This is a genomic window from Paraflavisolibacter caeni, assembly GCF_025628885.1.
GTDB lineage: Bacteria > Bacteroidota > Bacteroidia > Chitinophagales > Chitinophagaceae > Flavisolibacter > Flavisolibacter caeni.
This window is the reverse complement of the sequence record NZ_JAOTIF010000008.1, coordinates 134608-159847: the sequence shown is the minus strand read 5'-3', so window position 1 is coordinate 159847 and position 25240 is coordinate 134608. Positions and strand designations below refer to the sequence as shown.

The 25240-nt window shown below is 45.6% G+C and carries 15 protein-coding genes; 8 read left to right on the top strand and 7 right to left on the bottom strand.

Going from position 1 to position 25240, the window contains the following annotated elements; genetic code table 11:
* Positions 1-114: 114 nt before the first annotated feature.
* The gene (locus OCK74_RS12455; RefSeq protein ID WP_279297375.1) at positions 115-1632 is read right to left on the bottom strand and encodes a tail fiber domain-containing protein; all 1518 of its coding nucleotides are present in this window, start codon (positions 1630-1632) and stop codon (positions 115-117) included.
* Positions 1633-1735: 103 nt separating this feature from the next.
* Complete coding sequence (locus OCK74_RS12450; RefSeq protein ID WP_279297374.1) at positions 1736-3343, bottom strand: tail fiber domain-containing protein; 1608 nt, start codon at positions 3341-3343, stop codon at positions 1736-1738.
* Between the two features lie 379 nt (positions 3344-3722).
* Between OCK74_RS12450 and OCK74_RS12445 the strand changes: the two genes are divergently transcribed.
* Both OCK74_RS12445 and OCK74_RS12440 read left to right on the top strand, forming a co-directional pair.
* Entirely contained in the window at positions 3723-4430 is a 708-nt protein-coding gene (locus tag OCK74_RS12445; protein WP_279297373.1) for a hypothetical protein, read from the top strand.
* Positions 4431-4608: 178 nt separating this feature from the next.
* Positions 4609-6606: a choice-of-anchor Q domain-containing protein gene (locus OCK74_RS12440; protein WP_279297372.1), complete on the top strand. Its 1998-nt coding sequence runs from the start codon at positions 4609-4611 to the stop codon at positions 6604-6606.
* Between the two features lie 132 nt (positions 6607-6738).
* On the opposite strand, the gene OCK74_RS12435 is transcribed toward OCK74_RS12440, so the two are convergent.
* Together OCK74_RS12435 and OCK74_RS12430 are read right to left on the bottom strand one after the other, a co-directional pair.
* The gene (locus OCK74_RS12435; protein ID WP_279297371.1) at positions 6739-8037 is read right to left on the bottom strand and encodes a tail fiber domain-containing protein; all 1299 of its coding nucleotides are present in this window, start codon (positions 8035-8037) and stop codon (positions 6739-6741) included.
* 321 nt (positions 8038-8358) lie between these two features.
* On the bottom strand, positions 8359-11370 hold the full coding sequence (locus OCK74_RS12430) for an Ig-like domain-containing protein (protein WP_279297370.1): 3012 nt from the start codon (positions 11368-11370) through the stop codon (positions 8359-8361).
* Between the two features lie 339 nt (positions 11371-11709).
* Here OCK74_RS12430 and OCK74_RS12425 point away from each other — a divergent pair, with 339 nt between their 5' ends.
* Both OCK74_RS12425 and OCK74_RS12420 read left to right on the top strand, forming a co-directional pair.
* Positions 11710-12120 (top strand): hypothetical protein, encoded by a 411-nt coding sequence (locus OCK74_RS12425; protein WP_279297369.1) that lies wholly within the window; start codon positions 11710-11712, stop codon positions 12118-12120.
* Entirely contained in the window at positions 12117-13373 is a 1257-nt protein-coding gene (locus OCK74_RS12420) for a hypothetical protein (protein ID WP_279297368.1), read from the top strand. Before OCK74_RS12425 ends, OCK74_RS12420 begins: the two co-directional genes overlap by 4 nt.
* 28 nt (positions 13374-13401) lie before the next feature.
* Here OCK74_RS12420 and OCK74_RS12415 read toward each other — a convergent pair whose 3' ends face one another.
* Both OCK74_RS12415 and OCK74_RS12410 read right to left on the bottom strand, forming a co-directional pair.
* Positions 13402-15174: a hypothetical protein gene (locus OCK74_RS12415; protein ID WP_279297367.1), complete on the bottom strand. Its 1773-nt coding sequence runs from the start codon at positions 15172-15174 to the stop codon at positions 13402-13404.
* 38 nt (positions 15175-15212) lie between these two features.
* Positions 15213-15959, bottom strand: coding sequence for a DMT family transporter (locus OCK74_RS12410; protein ID WP_279297366.1), 747 nt, complete (start codon positions 15957-15959; stop codon positions 15213-15215).
* A 269-nt stretch (positions 15960-16228) separates the two neighbouring features.
* Between OCK74_RS12410 and OCK74_RS12405 the strand changes: the two genes are divergently transcribed.
* Complete coding sequence (locus tag OCK74_RS12405; protein WP_279297365.1) at positions 16229-17515, top strand: OmpA family protein; 1287 nt, start codon at positions 16229-16231, stop codon at positions 17513-17515.
* Positions 17516-17532: 17 nt separating this feature from the next.
* Here the strand turns inward: OCK74_RS12405 and OCK74_RS12400 are convergent, their stop codons facing one another.
* Complete coding sequence (locus OCK74_RS12400) at positions 17533-18306, bottom strand: DUF429 domain-containing protein (RefSeq protein ID WP_279297364.1); 774 nt, start codon at positions 18304-18306, stop codon at positions 17533-17535.
* A 45-nt stretch (positions 18307-18351) separates the two neighbouring features.
* Between OCK74_RS12400 and OCK74_RS12395 the strand changes: the two genes are divergently transcribed.
* From OCK74_RS12395 to OCK74_RS12385, 3 genes are all read left to right on the top strand, one after another.
* Complete coding sequence (locus tag OCK74_RS12395) at positions 18352-19227, top strand: NAD(P)-dependent oxidoreductase (RefSeq protein WP_279297363.1); 876 nt, start codon at positions 18352-18354, stop codon at positions 19225-19227.
* 355 nt (positions 19228-19582) lie between these two features.
* On the top strand, positions 19583-20710 hold the full coding sequence (locus tag OCK74_RS12390; protein ID WP_279297362.1) for an efflux RND transporter periplasmic adaptor subunit: 1128 nt from the start codon (positions 19583-19585) through the stop codon (positions 20708-20710).
* Between the two features lie 42 nt (positions 20711-20752).
* A complete protein-coding gene (locus OCK74_RS12385) occupies positions 20753-25240 on the top strand; it encodes a multidrug efflux RND transporter permease subunit (RefSeq protein ID WP_279297361.1) in 4488 nt (1495 codons plus the stop codon).

Here is a 25240-nt window from a genome sequence, read left to right as displayed (position 1 = left end):
ATATAAAACTGGGAAGGCTGGGAAGGAGTTGCTTGGAAGGGAGCAGCCTTTATCCTATACGGAAAAAAGAAAGGGATGTTTTGAGGCATCCCTTTCTTTTTAGATGGGGAGGTGTTATTTGACTACGTTCATTTTGCGGGTGGAGATGATTTTATAGTTTACAATTAGAGAGCAATTGTAAACACCATTGGCTAAAGAAGATGCATCAATGTTGATGATGCCGGAGCCAGAGGTGTTGATGGGTACCTGGCGGACGCTTCTGCCTAAGGCATCTGTAATCAGCAGGTGCACGTTACTCATTCCTTCGGGGACTGAATACTGAATATTTGCTGATCCTTTTACGGGATTGGGACTTACTTCGCCCAGTTGGGCACTGGTTAAAGAAGTATTGATGTTTTGGCCATTGGAAAGCATAGAGATGGCTTGTTTGAGCTCAGCCAGTTCATTCTTTAAGGCAACCAATTCATGTTTTTGCTGTTCTATTACCTTTTGTTGTTCCTGGATTGCTTTGACTGTTATAGGAATGAGTTCTGTGTAGTTTACAGCCTTAGTGGTTATTTTTTCTGCAGTTTCTCTTTGCGGTATGGGGGGCGCAGGTGTTTGTGTGCCTGGTGATGAAGATAATCCGGCATTAGATGCTGCTTGAATGGGTTTAGATATTTCATTTTCTACTTCCATGACAAGGTTGGGTAATACTTCTTCAAGGTCTTGTGCCAGGATGCCGTAGTGTTTTCCTTGTGGCAGATTTAAGTTTGAAAGCTTTCCATCATGGCGGAAGTCATAACTTTTGGGTTTCAGTTGTTCAATTACGCTCAGGGCATCTCCGAGTTCTTCAATGTTTGTCTTCAGGTTTTTATCGCTGGTTTGATAAACACCAAAAGCGTAAACGTTCCCGTCAAATACGCCTGCCCAGTTTTTATCGGCCCGGTCAGTCCTTGCCCTCAATCCGTAATAAGACGAGGAAATAAAGTAGCCACCTAATGAATTTGAGCTAATACCATATACCCCATAGCTGTTGGTACTTGTGCCGTAAACGCCATAGGTAGTACCAGAGCCCACAACACCATTATTACCAGAACCATATACTCCAGTGCTACCAGAACCATATACTCCATAGGTGCCACCAGAGCCATAAATTGCATAGGAACTACTAATACCATAAACACCATAATTATTGCCATTGCCAACAACACCCAAATAAGTACTGCTACCGTAAATGCCAGTGCCACCATTCGTGTTGTTTGCATATATCCCATTGCCGGTACCAGAGTTATTGACATAAATGCCGCCGGTACTACCAGAAGCTAATACATTTAGTTTATAACCACTAAGTGTGTTCGTGCCAATACCCATACTGCCAGTAATGTAAGTGTTGCCTGCTACATGCAACTTTTGGGCAGGGGCGGTGGTGCCGATACCTACATTGCCTGAAGTAGGATGAATATAGACCCGGACTGCATTGTTGGTAAAGAGCCGCAGGGGAATGGCATTGGTGGTGCCCAGTTTTGAAGTGGTGGAAGATGCGTTGGAGTTGCCCGCCAGACTCCAGTATGGAGAAGTGTTCTGGGCGCTTGAATGCTGCGTGCCTATCAGGATAGCCAGTACTACCAACGAGGTTAGATGTTTGCTCATGGTTGTCGCTTTAAAGTGATGAAATATTGTAGGGTATAGGCCATTCCACAAGGGGTAGGAAGCGTATAGGAGGATAGAAAACTACTTAGGTGGGAGGGATGTTTTATTTGACTACGTTCATTTTCCGGGTGTGTATGGTTTTATAGTTTACAATGAGGGAGCAATTGTAAACGCCACTTGCTAGAGAAGATGCATCTATGTTGACCACGCCAAAGCCGGAGGTGTTCAGGGGAATCTGGCGCACACTTCTGCCCAAAGCATCTGTAATCAGTAACTGAACTTTATTCATTCCTTCCGGTACTGAGTACTGAATAGTAGCAGATCCTCTAACTGGATTGGGACTTACTTCACCCAGTTGGGCACTGCTTAAAAAGGTATTGATGTCCTGGCCTCCAGAAAGCTTGTAAACCAATTGTTCCAGTTGCTCAATCCGTTGTTGCTGTTCCTGCATGGCTTTGACCATTATTGGAATCAATTCTGTATAGTTTACTGCTTTAATGGTTATTTTTTCTGCTGTTTCCCTTTGAGGTGCCGGTGTAGTAGGCGTTTGTGCATCGGGTGATGAAGGTAATACCGCATTAGATCCTGCTTGAATGGGCGTAGATAATTCATTTTCTACTTCCATGACGAGGTTTGGTAATACTTCTTCAAGTTCCTGAGCCAGGATTCCATAATGTTTTCCTTGTGGTAGATTTAAGTTTGCAAGCTTTCCATCATGACGGAATTCATAACTTTTGGGTTTCAGTTTTTCAATTACGCTCAAGGCATCTCCAAGGTCTTCTATATTAGTCTTCAGGTTTTTATCACTGGTTTGATAAGCACCGAAAGTGTAGACGTTCCCTTCAAATACGCCTGCCCAGTTTTTATCAGTTCGTTCTGTTTTTGCCCATAGGCCGTAGTTATTGGCCGAATGAAAATGGCCACCTTGGTAATTAATGCTATAGCCATAAACGCCTGTTCCATTTACGCTATAGCCATACACGCCATAAGTACTGCCAGAGCCATAAACACCATAAGAACTACCAGATCCAATAACTCCATAAGTACCGCCGGCTCCATAAACGCCAGTATAGCCAGTACCATAAACGCCATAATTATTAGTTGAATTACCTCGAACGCCATAAGTATTGCCAGAGCCGTAAACGCCAGTACCACCAGTGCCGTATACTCCATAAGTAGTACCAGCGCCGTAGACGGCATAAGTACTAGCTGTGCCGAAAACACCATAAGTATTGCCAGAGCCATATACGCCATATGAATTCCCACTGCCGGAAACACCCATAAAAGTACTGACCCCAGCAACACTAGTGCCGCCAGCAGTGCTGTTAACATAAAGCCCATAACTGGTACCAGGGTTATTGATAGAAATGCCGAGGGTACTACCAGAAGTTTGTACATTCAGTTTAGAGGTAAGCGTGTTCGTGCCAATACCTACATTACCTGTAATATAGGTGTTGCCTGCTACATGCAGTTTTTGAGCAGGGGAGGTGGTGCCGATACCTACGTTGCCTGAAGTGTTGATATAGACCCGGGTGGCATTATTGGTAAAGAGCCGCAGCGGAATGGCATTGGTGGTGCCCAGTTTGGAGGTGGTAGAAGATGCATTGGAGTTGCCCGCCAGGCTCCAGTAAGGAGAGGTGTTCTGGGCACTTGAATGCTGCGTACCTAACAAGATAGCCAGTGCTATCAACGAGGATAGATGTTTGCTCATGGTTATTGCTTTAAAGTGATGAAATATTGTAGGGTATGGGCTATTCCAAAAGGTGTAGGAAGCGTCTATGAGGATAGAAAACTGCTTAGGTGGGATAGGCTCAAAAGAAAAGTTCCACTAAGGTAAAACCATTTATAAAATATCACAGCAGGATCTCAATTATTGTATGCTCATTGGGATCAAGTAATGTACAGACACAACAGTTTACTGGATGCTGAGGTTCTTCTTCAATGGTTTTGTTTGATGGATTAAAGAAGCGTTTTCCGGAATACCAGTTGGAAACCATTGATGGATACTATGACCAGCATCAGGATTTTTGTTTTACCTGGTCATTGGAAATCTGTGGATGCCCTGAATATCTTTATTGAAACGGGTGTTCATGGAATCCTCCATCAACAAAGTGGGCTTCTGGTCAGGAGTTGTAGCATTTGCCGCCACGGTATCCTATTGCATTGTTCAGCTGTTGCAGCTTTATGGTGGGCTTACCTATCCCATGGATGAAAAGCTCATTTACGGAACTTCCCTTTGTATCGTGATTCCTTTTGTTTTGGAAATGCTGGCGTTACATTACACAGCACCTGATCACAAAAAGTTCTGGAGCCATGCTGCGCTGATCTTTACTACTTTATATGCTGTGTTTGTGACCGCCAATTACGTGGTGCAATTAGCGACGGTGATTCCGATGACCATGGGAGGGCAGTTGGATGAAGTGCGCCTGTTACAGCAAACGCCACATTCTTTATTCTGGGACTTTGATGCTTTAGGATACATCTTTATGGGTTTGGCCACAGCAGTTGCTATCCCGGTATTCAAGAAGCAGGGTTTTGAAAAATGGGTGAGACTTTCCTTCATTGCTCATGCCCTTGTGACTCCATTGATCAGTATTGTGTATTTCTATCCCACCTTTTCCTACAGGTTATTGGTGCTTGGTTTTCCCTGGGCCATTACAGCGCCTTTGTTTATGTTGCTGCTTGCTATTATGTTCCGGAAGAAGGACAAGAAGGAAAAAGGAATAGAGGATAACCTTGGAAGTGTACAAACGACGGCCAGAAAGACTTATATGAACTCAGTTACATCGGACGATTAAAAAGAAAGGAGCTGTTTAAAAAGGCAGCTTCTTTCTTTTTCCTTTTCATCTCATGTGAGTAGTTTATTAAATCTGTATACCTTATTAAGACTACTCTTTCCTATCATAACCCGCTCCCTCTCTAAACAAAGTGCTGGGGAAACCAGCAAGTTGTTATTCATCTTTAAAACTGCTTTTTATGAAATCAATAATTATAGCTTTATGCTTACTCTTCTGTTTACATACTTTTTCTCAGGCTATTTACTATGTAAACGACAATGCAACAGGAGCCAATAATGGTAGCTCCTGGACGAATGCTTTCACAAAACTGCAGGATGCCCTGGCAGTGGCGGTGAGCGGGGATCAGATCTGGGTAGCTGCCGGCATTTATTATCCCGATGAAGGAGGAGGATTGACCAATAACGACCGCACGCACTCCTTTCACCTGAAAAACGGTGTCGCTCTCTATGGTGGCTTTGTGGGTACCGAAACCCTGCTCAATACGCGCAACTGGCAGACCAATGTAACTACTTTGAGCGGAGATATTAGCCAGGATGTGAACGGCAACAATGCAAACAACTCCTTTCATGTGGTGCAAAGTGCTTCTGTTGGCAATACGGCTGTTTTGGATGGCTTTACCATTACTGGCGGTAATGCTAATGGTCTTACTTTGCCGGATAATCTTGGTGGAGGAATGTATAATAATGAATCTTCTCCCACACTTACTAATTGCAGCTTTTCAAAGAATAGTGCTGATAAAGGTGGAGGTGGAATGTATAACAATGAATCTTCTCCCACTCTTACTAATTGCAGCTTTTTAGAAAATTCCGCTTTTTTGACTGGCGGCGGCATGCATAATGAATTATCTTCTTCTCCCAGGCTCATCAATTGCAGCTTTTCAGGAAATATGGTTGATACCGACGGAGCAGGTGCTGGAATGTATAATAGTAGTTCTTCTCCCACACTCACTAATTGCAACTTTTCTGGAAATCGGGCTATTGATGCAATTGGTGCAGGAATGTTTAACAGTAGTTCTTCGCCTATTCTTATCAATTGCATCTTTTCAGAAAATGAGTCTTTACACTGGGGTGGAGGTATGTATAACTATAATTCCTCTCCTATACTCACCAATTGCAGCTTTGTAGGAAACAATGCAGCTTATGATGGAGGTGGAATGTATAACAGCAGTTCTTCCCCTGTTCTCACGAATTGCAGCTTTTGGGGAAATAGTGTTGAATTTGATGGAGGTGGAATGTATAACAGCGGTTCTTCGCCTACACTCACCAATTGTATCCTCTGGGAAAACATAAACGGCCAAATTTTTGGTAATGCTGTAGTTACCTATTCTATCGTGCAGGGTGGCTTTACCGGCACAGGTAACCTGGACCAGGATCCTTTGTTTGTGGATGCAACTAATGGGGATCTGCACCTGCAGGCGGGTTCTCCGGCGATTGATGCCGGATTGACCAGTGCCAATACGACAACTGTTGATCTGGAGGGCAAGCCTCGTGTGGTGAATGGGATTATTGACATGGGAGCTTATGAGTTCCAAGTTACTGCTGCTCCTGTAGTGATTACTTCTGTGACTGCCAATCCATCAACACTATGGCCTCCTAATCACAAGATGAAGGAAGTAGAGGTCACTACTGTAACTACCGGTGGCAGTGGCAGCACAAGTTGTCAAATTACAACTGTAAGCAGCAATGAATCACAAAACGGAGGTAGTAAAGATGATCTTTCTCCTGACTGGCAAATCATGGGTAATGACAAAGTGCTGTTGAGAGCAGAACGGGATGGTAAGGGTAGTGGACGGATTTATACCATTACGGTTACCTGCACCGATGCCATTGGTAGTAGCGATTCCAAGACCGTACAGGTGAAAGTGCCTCATGACCAGGGTAAGTTTGAGATTACCCAATCAGAGCGCAGTGAAAGCATAGGTGATATTTCTGGTGCGTTGCACATCACGGCATCACCCAATCCAAGCAGTAATGCCTTTAATTTAACTATCAGTGGTGGTGTAAATGAAAACATAACGTTAAGGGTGATGAATGCTTTGGGTAAAGTGATAGAACAAAGACAAAACATCAAATCCGGTCAAACATTGCAAATAGGACAGGGTTATGCTGCAGGTATGTACATTATCGAAATTTTGCAAGGCAGTGAACGGAGCACCATTAAAGTAGTGAAGCAGTAAGCTGCTGTGCAAAAAACTGCCTTTGAGGTATGTGAAGGGGTGAATTGTGAATGGGCAATTGGATACTGTAGTATATGAAAAAGGTGATACCTAGTGGTATCACCTTTTTCATTTTGGGAGGAAGAGGCGGGTTTATTTGACTACGGTCATTTTCCTGTTGTGTATGGTTTTATAGTTTACAAGGAGGGCGCAATTGTAGACACCGCTGGCTAAAGAAGATGCATCTATATTGATGACACCGGCACCGGTAGTGCTGATGGGTATCTGGCGGATGATCCTGCCCATAGCGTCTGTGATGACCAGTTGTACGTTGCCAGATCCTTCGGGTATTGAGTACTGGATCGTGGCTGATCCTCTTACGGGGTTGGGACTAACTTCGCCCAGTTGAGCGCTGCTTAAAAAGGTATTGATGTTCTGACCATTGGAAAGCATGGAGATTGCCTGTTTGATTTCGGCTAATTCATTCTTTAATGCATCCAATTCCTGTTTTTGCTGATCAATCACCTGTTGTTGTTCCTGAATCGCTTTGACTGCTATAGGAATGAGTTCTGTATAGTTTACTGCCTTGAGCGTGATCTCTTCGTTTTGTTCATTCCTCTTTTCCTTATAGAGTCTGTGTTGCGTTGTCTTTACCAGGCCTGGTAATACCTTTTCCAGATCCTGCGCCATAAACCCGTAGTGGTTTCCTTTGGGCAGGTTCATTTTGGCATATTTCCCGTCGTTGCGGAAGGTATAATATTTGGGTTTCAGTTGCCCGATAACGGCCAACGCTCCACCCACTTCTGAAATATCCTTCTTCAGGTTCTGGTCGCTGGTGGTGTATTGTGAAGTACTATACACTTCTCCATCGAAGAATCCGGCATAGTTATCAGCGCTGTAGCCGTAAACACCGACGCTGCTGCTGTTGAGACCAATCCCGTAAACACCATAAGTGGAACCTCTCCCGATTACGCCATATTCATTTCCTTCACCCCAAACGCCTATGTCGCCGCCGCCATAAACGCCCTGGCCATTTCTGTAGGTTGCATAGCCTTCAACGCCGCTATAATCGGCAGTTCCTTTGATGCCGACTTCTGTAGTGATTTCATAATCCAGATACGGGTCGCCTGTGACCACATTGGCCGTTACATCCAGTCCTACATAGTCTTTACTTTGAATTTGTGAATAACCCTGAAACAGCGTGTTGCCTACAACGTGCAGTTTTGATGTAGGAGAAGAGGTGCCAATGCCGATGTTGCCGGAGCTATGGATCTTCATGCGTTCAATATTGTTGGTCACGAAGCGCAGAGAGACATTGTTGGTTGTGCCTAACTTTTGTGATAGGGTAGCATTAGAGTTGCCGTTCAGGCTCCAGTAAGGAGAAGTGTTTTGTGCGTGCATGGACAAGGTTGTCAGCACACAAAAAAGTGTGGATAGTAAAGGTGTCCTCATGTTCAAATGTTTTATATGATCAAGCAATGAAATGTTTTCCCCCCGAATTCTACAAACACGCTATCAATGGATGTTTAGGAGTGATGTATTATGATTAAGTGTTAAAGATTTCTAAATAAATGTAGAGTATTATTTTGAAATTGCATTCACAACTCAGCATTTTTTTTAAAGATTTATTTTAAGGGGATAAATGCCTGGATCAGGCCACGGGCGTGACTTTTAGAAGATGAGGATGATTGGAAATAGTTATAGTAATTGTTATAGAAAAGAGGGCCAGAAGTGTAAGCTTCTGGCCCGTTACATTTCATGGGCATTTTGCATTTACCTGGCAATTACCAGCAACTTTCTATCGGCCTGTTTGCCATCGATGTAGAGACTGTAGATGTAGGTGCCTGCAGGAAGGGAAGAAGTGTTGATGGAGGTCTGTCCGGAGCCTTTATTCAATATGAACTTTTGAACCACATGGCCATTCAGGTTGGTCAGTATTAATTGTGCGGTACCGGCCTTCGCAGGTATATAATAGCGAATTAGTGTACTGCCTTGTGCAGGGTTGGGTATGTTTTGTTCCAGGTGGGCAGAAAGGCCTTCCAGTTGATTTTGTTTATCCTGATTGAGTTCTAAAGAACCAAGTGCCAGCCGTTGTGAAGGATCTGTAACGGTGATGTTGATGATGGAGGACGTAGTTGTCTTTCCTAAGTTGTCATAGGCTTTGGCTGTGACCTTATAGGTGCCGGGGGGAACATTATGCACCTGGCGGTAGTAGGGGGAAGCCCATTCTGTAAAGACTAGCGTAGAACCGTTGTAGAATTCTACTTTGTTGATGGTGCCATCCGGGTCTGAAGCCAAAGCCGTAATGTTGATGGTTGCAGGAGCGACGAAAGAGTTGTTGTTTGCAGGCGATACGATGTTTACTACTGGTGGCTGATTGTCTTTCAAAAGAGCAGCGGAAATAGTGGCGAAAGACTGTGGAAAGCTGGTGAAGCTACCTACCATATACAGCCTTTTGTTTCCTATAGCAATATCATTTATTTGAGAAAGGCCTTTATCAGTTCCCTGAAACGATGGATCTACAGAGCCATTCATCAAATACCTGCTCACATAGGGGCCGGCAGTTAAAATGATTCCACCGTTTTGAAAATCGATCAGCACTTTAGGATTGGCTCCTAACCTGAAATCAATAACACCAGACGCACCATAATACTCCGACATTGCAAAAGACTCGTCTAAGGAACCATCGGTTTTGAGCCTGGTAATACCGTGATAGACAGGAGAGGGCTCGTAACGGAGCTCTTGCCATTGCTCCACGGCAACCACGATCTTCCCATCTGGTTGTGTGGCTATAGCACCTTTTGCCTCCGGCCATCCGCTTAAGAATGTACTCCAGCGAGCTGCAGGAAGCGCTTTTCCCTCTTCACCAAAAGTTTTGTCTAAAGTTCCATTGCCGTTGTAGCGTGCAAGAGCTAGCTGAGTATTGTAGTCATACCCGAAAGCAGTTCCTGAGACAACTACCTTTCCATCTTCCTGGATGGCCACAGCTTTCGCAAAGTCTGCCGGCGATCCGAAATCGGTAGTTACATAGCCGTCGTTGCTATAGGTAAGGTCCAGTGTGCCATTGCTGTTGTAGCGTGTTACTGCGAAGTCATAATCACTAGCAGTTCCGCCATTGCCCGCCACGATGATCTTGCCATTGGCATGTATGGCCAGTGCCACGATCGAAGAGTTTTTGTGTTCGATCTTTCCACCATTTCCGAATGTGTGGTCCGGTGAACCATCCTGATTGTAACGCGCGATCAGAGGGGCCTTGGTGCTGTTGAAATAATCGCCGCCAGCCACGATGATCTTCCCGGTCGGCTGTATCGCAACAGTCTGTGCAGCGGAATCTACCGGCTGCATACCATCTTCACTAAAAGTCTTATCCAGTTCGCCTTTGCTGGTATAGCGGGTCAGGAGCTTGTCATTGTATTTGCCATTGAAGCTTTGTGCCAGGGCCAGCAGTTTGCCATCCTTTTGCAGGGCCGTGGATAAGAATGAAGCATAGCCTACCTGGTAAAAAATAATGGCCTTGCCATCCCCGTCCAGTGTTGGGTCTGGCGTTCCATTGCCGTAATAACGGGCAAGAACAAGGTCCTTATTGACGCCATTATGGATGTATCCTGTAATCCCTATCCTGTTGTCGGGCAGTAGTGTAAAACTGCTGGCCCCGTTGATACCCGGAACCAGCTTTCCATTTCCGGCAAAAGTGATCTCTGGTGTGCCTGTATTGCTGAAACGCAAAATGTTTAAAACAGGATTGTTACCTCCAGATGTTCCTGAAGCCAGGATCCTTCCATTGGACTGTAGGGCGACTGTGAATGCACCATCCGGAGATACAACCGTATTTGTGACCAGTTTTCCATCACCGCTAAAGCTTCGATCCGGAGTACCGTTGCTGTTGAAACGCCTTAGCGCCAATTTATAAGAGCTGCCTGTAAAAGCGGGACCAGCCACCAGGATCTTTTGATCCGGTTGTATTACCAGTGCATGTACCGGGAAGTCAACTTCCACATTGCCTTCTTCGCCCCATGAAGGATCGGGGTCGCCATTGCTCTTGAAGCGCGTAAGAAAGGCGCTATTATGGTCGCATACTACTATTTTACCATCGCTTTGAACGGCAATAGAGGTTGGGGATGTATAAGGGCCGACAGGATCGCTGGTGATATATCCCCCGGTACCGAAGCTGCCATCTGGAGTGCCATTGTTGTTGTAGCGGGCTATTACAAAATATGGACTGTCGAATGGATACTCCACAAGGGCATATCCACCCACCAGTATTTTCCCATTTGGTTGTATTGCTAAAGAAGTGGAGAGGAAGTCATGAGGTTCAGAAATATGGACTGTGCCAAAATCCGTATCCCGGGAACCATCCGTGTTGTAGCGAACGAGGAATGAGGCATTGAGCATGCTTATAAAATCATCCACATTCCACGCGATCACTACTTTCCCGTCTGGTTGCATTGCAACATCAACATAATAAGGATCTAAGATGGTAGGAAAGGAATAATTAAAGAGTAAGGGTTCGGAGTAGCCATTGGTTCCATAAGTTTTATCGACGGAGCCATCGGTATTATAGCGGCATAATACGAGTTTCCCTTCCAGTCCGGCAACCGAAATGATCCGTCCGTCGGGCTGGACGAACAGTTCGGTGCCTGATTCGTTGCCCAGGTTTCCTGCTTTAAACTGGGTTTTTAAGATGCCTTGTGTACCGAATGTAGGGTCGAGGTCACCGGCCTTCTGTGCTTGAATAGGAGGTAGAAGATGCGAGAGTAGCATGCAAAGTAGAAGTACCTTTTTCATGGTAAGCGTTTGTTGGTTAAGGGATAGTTTAAAGAATCAATAATGAGTTGTTGAACGTAGCTTTCCTAGTTTACAGGAAGTTAGTCATCAAGCGGGAGGGGGGATACAGTAAAAATAATAATTATATATTTGTATTTATTTAGTTTTATTTACATATATTTAATCTGCTTCGACAAAAGACTGGACAGACTGCTCCGCTTCGATTTGTATTTTCAACTTTTGCATTGGCATGTAATAAACGGGAATGATAGTGTTGGTGAAAGGACATTAGTGAAAGGTGGATTGGAATGGATGTGTGGGATTGATGGTTTCTCATCATAGATCAAATAAACCCAGTTTATGGAACAAAATACATTAGATATCGTTTTAGAATTAGAGCAAGCCGATTTGAAGGAAGAACGGAAAGTAGCCGATGAGGTAAAGTATAAAATATCGGATGACGTTAAAGAAGTAGACATTGTTTCTGATTCTTTGGAACCTGCAGGTTTTATAGAACCTGTCTCTGTTGCTATTACCATCACAATAACTTACCTAATCAAGAGGCTGGTAGATTTCTGGCTCAAGGATAAAGAAAGAGGGGTTCAAATTGATACCCGGGAAATTCCTCCTACTGTTTCAAGGCTAGCAGGGGTACCTGCCGGGTTTTTGGTGATCATCGATAAGAATGGTAATGTGATCACCCAAAAGGCAGAATATGAAAAGAGTGAGAACCTGACTGAACTTGTATCTAAAGCACTGAGCGGAAAATGAGAACACATTCTTTCGATTATATCACCGGCACTATGCGTGTGCCTGTTGCCGCACCCGAGTCGTGGAGCATTGATGGATTGGATGCCTTTTATAAGGATCCCAATCATCCCGAATGGGGAGGAACGATTTGCAGGATCCTATATCATGAAAGTATTCACTTCTGGCAGTTTTTCTCTTCTGGTTACCTCGCTAATTTGCTGGCAGAAGACTGGATCAGGGTCAAGAAGTTTGATGAAGAAAAAGTGATAACACCTACCAAAGGGCATATTGAAAAGCATTTTACAAAGGCAGATTCATATCCTTTTTCTGCTGCAGAACTTACAGAGTGTTGGGCCAGATATTGGGATGTTCATACGCGTAGTCCTCTGCAGATCATTCAAGAGGATGAAGTCCTTTCGCGTGATCCACAGGTTCAAAAGGCTTTGTCAACGATAGATCCCCGATATCCCACCAGGTATACCGGGGTTATGTTTGACACCTTTATGTCGGAAGGGAAAGATAGCAAAAGCTATGCACAGCCCTATCGATGGATGCTCGAGGTGTCAACAACTGGAAGCCGTTTTGTGAATTCCCTGTTTCCTGCCCTGGTGACTACTGCATTTGGCAGCCCGGACCCGGTGCGTGTTTTTTGCGAGACCTTTTACCTTATCGAACACAGTCCTCAATTGAAAAATGGGCTAATGGCTCATATGAATTCGAACATTCATTTTAACTGGTTTTATAACTGGGGCAACATCATTCATGTTGTCAACCAGTTGATGCATGAAGCCAAAATGCCTTTGTTTACAAGCGGGGTGGATGTGATTGAAAGAGGGCCCCTGAAGACCCATCCCATCTATCAACTCTATGCTAAGCGGATCAAGAAGCTGTTTGCGGGACTTTTACTATTTTCATTTGGAGCAGAATCACCCGGAGCGATCACTATCAAAGAGGAAGATTCGACCAAGTTTGTCGATTTCATGGAACGGGATGTCTATTCAAAGCATACCTGGATCGCATTTGGACTTCCGGGGCAACCCAACTACCGTGCTTACCTAGGGCATTACTTACCGCCGCCTTGTATTCATTTCTCCAACATGACCTATTATGCATATGAAACTCCCCAGTTATATGAAACAGATGATAAAAAGGAAGAATTTAAAACAGTAGAAGCATTCAAGCAGCTTATAGATGGATTGAATGAGCAAGTGAGGAAATATAAAAATGCCAAAAAGGCGATGGAGTTGGGGTTGCCGGTTGATACTTTTAACTGATGATAGATGATGGATGATAGATGAGGGATTAGTTGTTGGTGTTCTGCTTTAGTTTGGTAGAGAGGTCTCTTTCGAGAGTTTGGATTTTGGTTTCGATGGCTGCGAGTTGCTCTTCTTTTGTTTTGATCTCGGTAGGCTTTACTGTTTCTTTACCGCCGGTACTGGAGGCCGCTCTTAGCTCTTCCCTGTTGAGATACACCAGCTCTTCATATATGTTTCTATAGTTATACTCTAGCGTTCTGTTGTGTTCTTCGAAGGTGTTTATTTCATTGGTGGCTATCAATGAATCTTTCTTTAGTTTATAAATCATGCTGTCGATTCTTGCAAAGGCCTGTTCTATATGGACAGGAGGCCTGGGCTCATGATAAAACAGATATGCGGGCTGCTGATCAGGAGTTGTATAGGGGTAGGCCTTGAGGATGTTTTCATAGTTGATGTTGTAGGTCTTGTCCAGCCAGGTGTAAAATTCAGTGCTCAATTCGGCCATGCTTTTACTTGTTACTTTCTCTACCAACTCTGTATTGGAGATGCCTACTTCGAGGGAGTCTTTGCGTGTTTTGAGCCTGTTCTTATAGGCGTCTACTATGTCGTCCACTATGTCTTTGTCCTGCAGGTACAATAAAAACATGTTGGATAAGGCATAGTGTATAGAAGCCACACAGATGTTCTTTTTCTCACCACCTTCAAATTCATTCCAACGCATGTTGATCAGCTGTTCGAGGGTAGGGACTGTAATTTCTCCTTTGGCTAACTGGGTTAACAATTTGAAGTGATTGACTCTCCAGGTGTTTTTGGCTCCCAGGATATTGTTGCCATCCAATTTATAGACGGCATACATGGATGCTATTCCCTCATCGAGCCATGGGGGTACGTCGCCTACTTCTGTTCTTATGGTTAGGTGGAACAATTCGTGGTAGAGCGTGCCTAGGCCATTAGGATCGGCTATGCCCAAGAGTGAGAGATCGCCGAGGGTAGAATAGCCAATGATGTTTTGCGCCAAGACCACATCATGCACCAATATGGCTGCTTTCTGTAATTCCCTCTTGCCCGGAACCAGGTAAACGGTGAACAGCTTATCTGATGGCTTCAATTGATAGAAGCTTAAAAAGTACTGGTACGCGTTTTCCAACCTTTTACTTACCTGCTGCACATCATTTTTTGTGTACGCATTGCTTTTCAGTGACACTACAATAAAACGCCCGCTGGTATCTACATCATAATCATTTCCGACGATGGATTTGATTTTAGTTAGCGCTTCCTTTTTCCTGTCCAATTTGAACAAGCGTGATTCCAGTTCTTCCAATGTTTTTGTTGAGCTGTTGGAGCTTGGTTCTTTGTAATGGCATTCCATTGTAAAGCCGCCTTTGCCCATAACGCCGGCTTCCGGCAGCGGTGCATAATTGATGTAGATGATGCTGGACATTGTTGCGGGGCCTGGCTGCGTTGCAGGCCGGGCAGGTTGACCGCATACCTGCTTTTCAGATTGTATAAAGTCCCTTTGCTGTTTCTGTAACGGGTAGTGCTGGTCGATATAATCCAGCCATTCGACGGATTGGTCCCTTAAACCTTTCATGCAAAGGCTTTTGGCAATGAAATAGTCGATCACTGCATTTTTGCCATAGGGCATCTTCCGTATTTCCATTGCTTTTGAAAAAGCTTCGTTGTATTTACCCTGGTTCAAGAGCTGGATAAAGTACTGCCTGTCAATTTTTATTTGTGTGTATGCTGCAGTGCCTATGAGGATGCATAAACAAAGTATCGTGTGGTAACGTATCGTGTGGTAAAGTTTGATGTGGTGCATAACAAGGTGTTTAACATGAGTCAGGGATGGTGAGATGATCAGGGACGGGCTGCACGCATTTCTTCATCAGTAGCTATCCTGGTTGTGCCTGAATCCGGTTTTGCTTTTCCTGTATCGGTATGTGTTTCAAAGTTTGGAATGTTGGCTGAATCCAGTCTATTGTATGGTTGGCTAATTGAAGGGATTGCGAGGTTGCCTGCATTCAGGTACAAGGGCATGTCCTTTACATTGATCTCGGAGTGCTGTAGTATGGTGGCCAGCATTAGAACAGTACCGAGTACTCCAAAGATGACACCTGGTGAAGCTGATGCTATTTTCAGTTTGATGTTGTCGCTTACGGAGCCTTCGATGTCGCTGGGTTCTTCCTGGAGTTTTGAAATGATAAAGACGGCACCTACAATGGCCAGTATCATGCCGGTGAAGAATCCAAAGTACTTGGTCAGTACTCTTGACATCAACAGCACGCCGGCCTGGCTGTATCTTTTGCGCATGGACATGTCTTCCATCTTGGCTAGCGTATAGAACCTGATATAGTCGGCATTGTCCTGGTAGGAGATGGTTTTTCCTTCGCCATAAGACATATAGACGGGCTCCAGTTCTGAATCCTTGTATGAATTGATCTCCTTGTTGAACCTGTTGAGTTGAAGTGTTGCCAGGATGATAAAGACAATGATCAGGAAGGTGGGAACGATGGTCATCCACCATATCAGCCTGTTCTGCCAATCGTATAGGTGTTCGGTATTGCTTTTGGTTTTCGGGGTTTCATTTTGTTGATCAGTAGCCATGGTTGGATGAGTTGATTCATGAAGCTATGATGAGTATAACGAACAGATGTATAGCGCTATTTAAGTTACGATAATTTATGATGTAATAAAATTATTTGTTTTACCGATGGACGTTGTCAATGGGCCGCTTAAGCGATTTTTGGAGTTCAGCTATTCGGCTTTACTTAAAAATATTGTACCTTTTATCGGCATTATCAATACCCTTTCGATAAACTTTTCTTTTTTGGTCTCAAGCCCTGAAATTCATTACTCACTAAAAATTTCAGGTCATGAAAAAAATTATTCTACTTCTCTGCCTGATTGAGTTTTCCTTTTGTGTCCAAGGCCAAATATTGAAAAAGGTTACTGACCGTGCAAAGCAACAGACGAATCAAAAAGTTGATCAAGAAGTCAATAAGAAGGTAGATAAAACAGTAGATGATGCAGCAGGTGAGAAAAGTACAACAGATGAGAGGAATGCTAAAGCTGATCAAGGCGATCAAAAGAACAAACAAGATGCAAGCAGCAAAGATGTGAACAATGCGGCGGCCCCTACAACTATCAAGGCGTACAGCAAATATGATTTTGTGCCTGGTGAAAAGGTGATTGGCTTTGAAGATTTCTCCACCGGTAATATTGGCGATTTTCCTGCAGGCTGGAATACAACAGGTTCTGCTGAAATCGTGACCATTGAAGGTAAGCCGGGACGTTGGTTGTGGATCACTAAGCCGGGCGTCTTTGTTCCTGAGTTTACTACAAAATATCCCGAGGATTTCACCTTTGAATTTGACCTGTTGCATGGTGTACCCATCAGAGGGGCTTATTTTAGTTTGGCGATGGCCGAGTTGGAGAATGTTGAGCAACCTCAAAACTGGGGTCTCGCATCCAACCGGTTGACTCTCGGTTTGTACATCTCTAATTCGGACCAGGAGAAGGGGACAACTACTACAGAAATCAGGAAGAACTCTGAAAGTCAATCGTCCAACCAGAGTTATACAGACTTGCTAAGTGACAAATACAATCCTGTTCATATAGCTATCTGGCGCCAGAAGGAAAGGGTGCGGGTTTATTGTAACCAGGAAAAGATGTGGGATCTTCCCAAGGCGGTTGCAACGGATGCGAAATTAAATGCACTTGTCTTTTCGGCACAATATGCAGAGGAAGGTATACAACATTATATCGGCAACCTGCGGCTGGCTATTGGTGCACCGGATACCAGGAATAAAATGCTGACGCAAAACAAATGGGTGACGCATGGAATTTTGTTTGATGTGAACAGTGATAAGATCAAACCTGAATCTTACGGCACCTTGAAAGAGATTGCCAATGTGTTGAAAGAATCTCCTGACCTGAAAGTAAAAATAGTGGGACATACAGATGCTGATGGCAGTGATGCTGATAATCTCGATCTCTCCAAGCGCAGGGCCGCTGCTGTAAAGACCTCACTTGCCAGTGATTTTGGTATTGGTGATAGCCGTATGCAAACTGATGGAAAGGGTGAGGGCGAACCTATCGATAAGAATGATACGCCTGCTGGCAAGGCCAATAACCGGAGGGTAGAGTTTATTAAAATGTAATCTCAAGTGATTAGCTTCTAGTAAGAGGTAATGTCGGTAATGTCCGGGATGATCAAGTAACCTTCTTGTTCATTGCCTAGCCGCTCGTATTTACCTGACAGGTAAAAATAGCCTACCAACGCAGCCGTAATGGCATCCATTTCATCATGAGTGGTTCCTTTCCTATCGTAGGTTCCTTTGATCCCAAAAGCTTGTAAGCCTTTCACGAGGCCTTCCAAACTTTTTCTTTTTCTCGGAATGCCTAACATATCCTGTGTGATGCCCGGATAACTTTCAATGACCGTATATCCCAGCTTCCGAAATTCATTTGCCAGGTAGATTCCTCTTTGCGTTAATCTTTGCATGCTGCGGATCAAAGGAGGATAAGACCTCACACCTCTTTTGGCCATGATCCTTTCACATTCCCTGGTGATCCCATATTCCTTTCTTCCCGGATCGTCGTCAAGGACAGAAATTCTTCCAGCAGGCAGGGACAAAGGTGCATCAATTGAAATGACTGCAGGCTGCTGTTTGACCGTTTCTTCGATCAGTTCCTCATTGGATAAAACCCTTTTGGTTTGAGCGGTACCGTTGACCAGCAAGGCCCATCCTGAAGCTTTGGTTTCTGAACCGGTTAAATCAATACCCACAATTCTATGATCCCTTACAACTGGTAAATCATTCAAGGTTATCACCGGTCCTCCTTTTTCAGGAAATGTGTGTATCCTTCTATAGGATTCCTTTGGAGGCGTGTGTATCGGCATGTGGTGTTTTGTATGTGAAGAAATGCATTTTACCTGAATAGTCGTCATGCCATGGCTTGTTTTTTGAACACGGGTGATACAAATAGATATTTTATGACAATGGGGTTTATTGGCCTGGGTAACCAGGGGATTGTGATGGTTAATAACCTGATCGAAAGGAATGTTCCCTTGCATTTGTACAACCGCACAGCAGAAAAAATGCAGGCCTTTTCGGGAAAGGCTCAATTGCATGCCTCCGTTTCCTCCCTGGCCAAAGCATGCGACCTGATCATTTCCATTGTTTCGGATGACAAGGCTGTTGAGGCTATTTCCTTTGGCAATGAGGGCTTGATCGCACAAATGAAGCCGGGAAGCGTTCATGTTTGTATGAGTACCATTGCTCCGGATACAGCCAGCCGGCTGGAAGCTGCGCATAAAGAAAAAGGTATTGAATATTGTACAGCTACCATTATCGGCAGACCGGAGGCCACCAGGAACCGCAACCTGGTCACTTGCTTTTCGGGCACTACCGGATTGAAGGAACCAATCTTTGGTGTATTAAAGGACTTAGGTACTGCAAAGCTTTTTGAATTCGGGGACAGTGCTGCTACAGCGGCGGCTGTTAAAGTTTGCAACAACTTTATGATCGCTGCTGCCATGGAAGCCATGGGGGAAGCGTTTACTTTAGTGGAGAAGGCGGGAGGGAATGCTACTGCTTTTTATGACATGATCAGTGATAGTGTTTTTGCCTGTCCTATCTATAAAAACTATGGGAAGATCATTGTGGAGAAAAACTATAAGCAGGCCGGCTTTACTTCCCAACTGGGTTTGAAAGATATACGACTGGCCTTACAACTGGCGGAGGCGACCAATACTCCTTTGCCGCTGGCTGATTTGATCCGTAACCGTTTCCTTGTTAATCATAACCGGGGCCGAAAGGATTGGGATTGGGCTTCGTTTGTGGAGGTGATTAAGGAGGAAAACAAATAGGGGTGACCGTAGTAAAATGAGGAAGGGGTTCGTGTTGAAAAGGTAATCTGACTGCTGTTGCAGGTGGCAATTATTTTGATTTGTTTGCATATAAATCAAATAACAGTTATTTCTTTTATTTATTTTGGAGGTATCCCTGAGCATCAGAACTTTGTCTTATCATGTCTTATTAAAGTGACCTGGATTTGTGCGAACCATTAAAGCTATGCACCAGGCGATTTTAAACCTACCCTTGGAATCGCGCCATTACCACTGCCACCGGGATCGTAAAACCGTAATACTCTATCCAAACGCTCTATCCATAAAGGATGATCTGTGCCCCTGTAGCCTGTTTTAAATCGAAAAAATTGTTTTCATGAAAATCAATTTTATCAGAACGGTTTGCTTCCTGCTGCTTTTCAATTCCTGTAAAGAGAAGGATAAAGGACCTGCGCAGGTGGTGCCGACCGTAAACGTAGTAGAAGCGGGCCAGCTAACGGTGCCCGTGTATGCGGAATACGTAGGACAAACATTCGGGCAATCGGATGTGGAAATCCACTCAAGAGTGGAAGGCTGGGTGCAAAGTGTCCTATTCAAGGAAGGGTCTACTGTAAGCAAAGGCCAGTTGCTCTATGTAGTCCAGGATAATGAACTCAAAGACCGGGAGCGGGTAGCACAGGCGCGGCTTTCAGAGGCCAATATCTTACTCGTTAAAGCAAAATCTGACCTTGACCGGGTGAAACCTCTCGCGGAGATGAATGCTTTAAGCAAACGCGACCTGGATGCGGCACAAGCTGCTTATGACGCCCAAAGAGAGGCTGTTCATGCAGCACAAGCAGTGTTGAGTAATTCGCGCACCCAATTAAGCTATGCGAGAATCACAGCACCGATCACTGGCACCATTGGTGTTTCAAAAGTACAGGTAGGCGACTACGTTAAGAATATAGGGGAGACGCCGCTCAATACCATTTCGGCCGTAGGGTCCATGCGAGTGCGCTTTTCCGTTACAGAAAATGACTACCTGATGCACCGTCAAAAAGCGGGCGGTGAAGATCTAAGGAACGCCAATGTTGACCTGATCCTGAATGATGGCTCTGTTTTCCCGGAAAAGGCGAAGATTGATTTTGCCAACCGCGAAATTGACCCGGCCACAGGTTCCTTGTTGTTGCAGGCCGTAGTGGAAAATAAATCAAGATTATTGCGCCCCGGGCAATATGTGAAGGTGCGTGTGAAGACAGATGAAATACCTAATGCCGTATTGGTTCCCCAGCAGGCCATTAATCAAATGCAGAATATGCACATGGCTTTCGTGGTCAATGACAGCAGCAAGATCAATCCCAGGCCTGTTAAAACCGGTATGCGTGTTGGCAGCAACTGGGTGATCACAGAAGGTTTAAAACCGGGCGAAAAAGTGGCTCTTGTAGGGAATGCCATCATTAAACCCGGCATGGTCATCAAACCCGTGGTCACTGCCTATTCCTACGACTCTTCTTCGGCAAACTAAGCGGCAGCAGAAAAGCGAATTTAAAACTCTTCAATCTACCACATGAGTGAATTCTTCATCCGGCGGCCAATTTTTGCAATGGTGATATCCATTTTATTGGTGCTCCTTGGCGTGCTGGCCCTGCGGGGTATTCCCATTTCCCAATATCCCGAGATCACCCCACCAATGGTGCAGATCAATGCCTCCTACACCGGTGCCAATTCCGTGAACATGGAACAAACGGTGGCAACGCCTATCGAACAACAGGTGAATGGCGTAGAGCGCATGATCTATATGCGCTCTGTAAATGCCAATGACGGAACCACCCGCCTCGAAGTTTCTTTCGAAGTAGGCACCAACCTCGACAATGCCAACATGCTTACGCAAAACCGCGTATCACAGGCAGCGCCCTTCCTTCCCCCGGAAGTAACCGCACTGGGTGTAACCACCAAGAAGTCGCTCACCTTTCCGCTGATGCTGGTTTCGCTTTCTTCGCCTAACAGCACCTATAATTCCAAGTTCCTGAACAACTATGGTTTTATCAACGTGGTGGACGAACTCAAGCGCATCAATGGTGTGGGTGATGTGTTTGTATTCGGCGGATCGGAATATGCCATGCGCGTGTGGGTGAAGCCCGATCTCCTAGCAAAATATGAGATCACCGTGCAGCAAGTGATCCAGGCGTTAAAGGCGCAGAACGTGATCAGCCCGGGCGGGAGTATTGGAGGAGAACCGGCAGCCCCCGGAACGCAGAATACGTTTACCACCCTTCTCCAATCACGCCTCATCACTGAGCAGCAGTTCGCTGACATCATCCTCAAAGCAAACCCCGATGGCGCCCTGGTGCGGATGAAGGATATAGCCCGTATTGAACTTGGAACAGAGAACTATACCATGAACAGCCGTATCAATGGCTCGAGTGCTTCCACCATTGCCATCTACCAGATTCCCGGGTCCAATGCGCTTGCCGTCGCACAGGCGGTCCGTGATAAAATGGAGCAGCTGCAGGACCGTTTCCCGCCCGATATGAAGATGGATTTTTCGCTCGATACCACAGCGGCTGTTACAGCCGGTATCGATGAAATTGTGCACACCCTTATCGAAGCGGTGATCCTGGTGATCCTGGTGGTGTTCCTGTTTTTGCAGGACTGGAGGGCGACCTTAATTCCACTGCTCACTGTTCCCGTTTCGCTCATAGGTACTTTTATTGTATTTCCCCTGCTTGGGTTTTCCGTAAACGTGCTTTCGCTTCTTGGGCTCGTGTTAGCCATCGGGCTCGTGGTTGACGATGCCATTGTGGTGGTAGAAGCGGTTATACATAACATTGAGCATGGTATGGCGCCAAAGGAGGCGACCAGCAAAGCCATGAAAGAAGTGGGCGGACCGGTTGTTGCCATCGCTGTTATTCTTTCGGCCGTATTCGTTCCCATGGCCTTTACGGGCGGAATTACCGGAAGGTTGTACCAGCAGTTTGCGCTCACCATTGCGATTTCGGTGTGTTTCTCCGCTTTTAATGCCCTTACCTTAAGTCCGGCCTTGGCGGCCTTGTTGCTGAAACCCAAATCGGAGCAAAAAGGTTTACTTGCACGGTTTTTCGCCTGGTTCAACCGCGTGTTTGACCGCTTTACGAATGGCTATGTCGGTGTGGCCGGCTTCTTTGCCCGCAAACTGCTGGTCTCGCTTTTGATCCTTGGCGGTATTATTGCGGTGACCGTAGTCCTGGGAAAGAAGATCCCAGCGGGATTTGTGCCTGAAGAAGACCAGGGATACTTCATCATCAGCACTTTGCTTCCTGATGCTGCTTCCCTGGAGCGCACCGACAAAGTAACCACAAAGGTAGAGGGCATCCTTAAAAGCATTCCGGAAATAGAGTTATACACTACGGTAAACGGAAACAATCTTTTGAACAATACGGTAGCGCCTAATGCCGCCACATTTTTCATCACTTTAAAACCCTGGGAGGAACGGCATAAAACGGCCCTGGATGTTGTAGCGGAGGTCAATGCGCTTTGCATGAAAAATATTTCCGAAGCCACGGTGATCGCCGTGGGGCCGCCCCCGATCCTGGGTTTGGGAAATGGGGCAGGCTTTACTATGATGCTCCAGGATCGTGCAGGCAATTCACCCCAGTATCTTGCCCAGCAAGCGCAGCAGTTTATAGCGGCCGCCAGCCAGCGCCCGGAGATCGGGAGGATCTATACGCTGTTCCGCGCCAATGTGCCACAGAAAAGCATCCAGATAGACCGGGAGAAAGTCGACAAACTTGGGTTGGATCTTGCGCAGGTGAACAGCACGATCTCGACCCTGCTCGGCGGGTCCTTTGTCAACAACTTTAACCAGTTTGGCCGGCAATACAAAACCTATGTCATGGCGGATGCGGGTTTCCGCATGCGGGCAGAGGATCTTCAGCAATTTTATGTAACCAATGCAAGGGGTGAAACGATTCCAATAGGAACCATTGCACAAATTTCAGACACATCCGGTCCACAGTACACCAATCACTTCAACATTTACAGGGCTGCTGAAATCAATGGTGTGCCTGCTTCGGGATACAGTTCCGACCAGGCCCTGACAGCCCTGAAAGAAGTGGCCAAGGAGGTATTGCCCGCTGATGTGAGTTATCAATGGAGCAATATGTCGTACCAGGAAGAAGCCGCAGCGGGTACAGCGGGCAGGGCGTTCGTGATGGCGCTTTTATTTGTTTTTCTCATTCTTGCTGCGCAGTACGAGAGCTGGAAACTTCCTTTCAGTGTGCTGCTGGGGACTCCCTGGGCCGTGATGGGGGCCTTCCTGGGGCTGTTCATTGCAGGTCTTTTTTCACTTAGCTATGTGAACAACGTATTTGCACAAATCGGGTTGGTGATGCTCATTGGATTGAATGCAAAGAACGCCATCCTGATCATTGAGTTTGCCAAGATGAAGAAGGATGCCGGGGATCCAACCCTCGATGCATCGCTGGATGCAGCCAAGCTCCGCTTCCGGCCGATCCTTATGACATCGCTGGCCTTTATACTCGGTGTGTTGCCGTTGCTCACCGCAACCGGTGCGGGGGCTGAAGGAAGAAAAGTAATGGGTATGGCCGTATTTTCAGGCATGCTGGCTGCCACCATTATCGGCGTTTTGCTGATCCCAGCCTTCTTTGTTTTAATTGAAGGGAAGAAGAAAAAAGTACCTCCTCCCTCTATCCCAATCCTGTTGATTCTCTCGCTGGTTTCCTTATCATCCTGCCTGGTGGGAAAAAAATTCTCCTCACCGGAAGTTCCCTCAGGGATTGCATATAGGGATACGGTAACAACTGATACGTCATCGTTGGTAAAATGGTTTGACTTATACAAGGATACGGCCTTACAGACCATTATTGAAACAACGCTGGCCAATAACAAGGACCTGCTGACTGCTTCCGCAAGAATTGAAGAAGCCCGTGCCCAAACGGCCATCATTAAGGCCAACTTATATCCCCAAATCAATTATTCCTTAGAGGCCGGCGGCGGCCATGCGGGCTCCAGTGCCCAGGAAGCGGCCAAGGGTATCCAGGGCAGTTCATTCAATATTTTTGGCGTACTGAACTGGGAAGTGGATCTATGGGGCAGGTTAAGACATAACAGCCGGTCGGCAGTGGCGCAATTCCTATCGGAAGTGTCCAACCGAAATGCCTTACAAACCAGCCTTATTGCCGAAGCGGCCTCTCAATACTTTTTGTTGCGCGACCTGGATAACCGGCTTGTCATTGCCAACCAGACACTGGTTGGCAGAAAGGAAAATACAAGGATCATTTCCGACCGGTTTGACAAAGGTTATGTGGCTGAAATAGACAAGTTGCAGGCCATGCAACAAGAGTACATTATTGCCACCGCCATTCCGTCGTTGCAGCGTCAAATCGTTATCGTGGAAAATTCCCTTAGGCTTTTAATGGGCATGGGTCCCGGCACCGTTTCCAGGGGATACAGCAATTTTGACCAGTTGGTATCCCCCGCTATCCCGGTAGGTCTCCCTTCACAACTACTGCAAAGAAGGCCTGATATCATGGCTGCTGAAAAGTCCCTGGAAGCTCAGTTTGAACAGATTGGGGTGGCAGAGGCCAACCGTTTACCGGTTCTCAGTCTTACAGGAGTCCTGGGTTTTGCCAGCCCGGAGTTAAGCACTTTGATTCATAGCGATGGACTTGTGGCCAATGGCTTTGGAAGTATTTTCGGGCCGATTTTCAATTATAATCAAAGAAAAAATATTGTTGTAGCAGAACGCAGAAGGACCGATGCCGTATATCAACAATACCAGAAAACAGTTTTGGTTGCATTCGGGGAAGTAGACAATGCGCTTACCTTTTACAGGACCTACGCGGCAGAATACGAGTTGCGCAAAGCACAGGTAGAAGCTGCCAAGAAAGCCCTGGATCTGTCAACGGCCAGGTATGACAATGGATTCACCTCCTATGTAGAAGTGATCCTGATGCAGGATAATCTCTTTGATGCGCAAATTGAGGAATCGCAGGCGTTGCGGGGCAAGCTTAACGCGGTGGTAATGTTGTATAAATCATTGGGAGGAGGATGGTAG

Coding starts and splice junctions, on each gene's coding strand:
- OCK74_RS12455 (WP_279297375.1), bottom strand. CDS start 1,632: ATGAGCAAACATCTAACCTCGTTGGTAGTACTGGCTATCCTGATAGGC.
- OCK74_RS12450 (WP_279297374.1), bottom strand. CDS start 3,343: ATGAGCAAACATCTATCCTCGTTGATAGCACTGGCTATCTTGTTAGGT.
- OCK74_RS12445 (WP_279297373.1), top strand. CDS start 3,723: ATGGAATCCTCCATCAACAAAGTGGGCTTCTGGTCAGGAGTTGTAGCA.
- OCK74_RS12440 (WP_279297372.1), top strand. CDS start 4,609: ATGAAATCAATAATTATAGCTTTATGCTTACTCTTCTGTTTACATACT.
- OCK74_RS12435 (WP_279297371.1), bottom strand. CDS start 8,037: ATGAGGACACCTTTACTATCCACACTTTTTTGTGTGCTGACAACCTTG.
- OCK74_RS12430 (WP_279297370.1), bottom strand. CDS start 11,370: ATGAAAAAGGTACTTCTACTTTGCATGCTACTCTCGCATCTTCTACCT.
- OCK74_RS12425 (WP_279297369.1), top strand. CDS start 11,710: ATGGAACAAAATACATTAGATATCGTTTTAGAATTAGAGCAAGCCGAT.
- OCK74_RS12420 (WP_279297368.1), top strand. CDS start 12,117: ATGAGAACACATTCTTTCGATTATATCACCGGCACTATGCGTGTGCCT.
- OCK74_RS12415 (WP_279297367.1), bottom strand. CDS start 15,174: ATGCACCACATCAAACTTTACCACACGATACGTTACCACACGATACTT.
- OCK74_RS12410 (WP_279297366.1), bottom strand. CDS start 15,959: ATGGCTACTGATCAACAAAATGAAACCCCGAAAACCAAAAGCAATACC.
- OCK74_RS12405 (WP_279297365.1), top strand. CDS start 16,229: ATGAAAAAAATTATTCTACTTCTCTGCCTGATTGAGTTTTCCTTTTGT.
- OCK74_RS12400 (WP_279297364.1), bottom strand. CDS start 18,306: ATGACGACTATTCAGGTAAAATGCATTTCTTCACATACAAAACACCAC.
- OCK74_RS12395 (WP_279297363.1), top strand. CDS start 18,352: ATGACAATGGGGTTTATTGGCCTGGGTAACCAGGGGATTGTGATGGTT.
- OCK74_RS12390 (WP_279297362.1), top strand. CDS start 19,583: ATGAAAATCAATTTTATCAGAACGGTTTGCTTCCTGCTGCTTTTCAAT.
- OCK74_RS12385 (WP_279297361.1), top strand. CDS start 20,753: ATGAGTGAATTCTTCATCCGGCGGCCAATTTTTGCAATGGTGATATCC.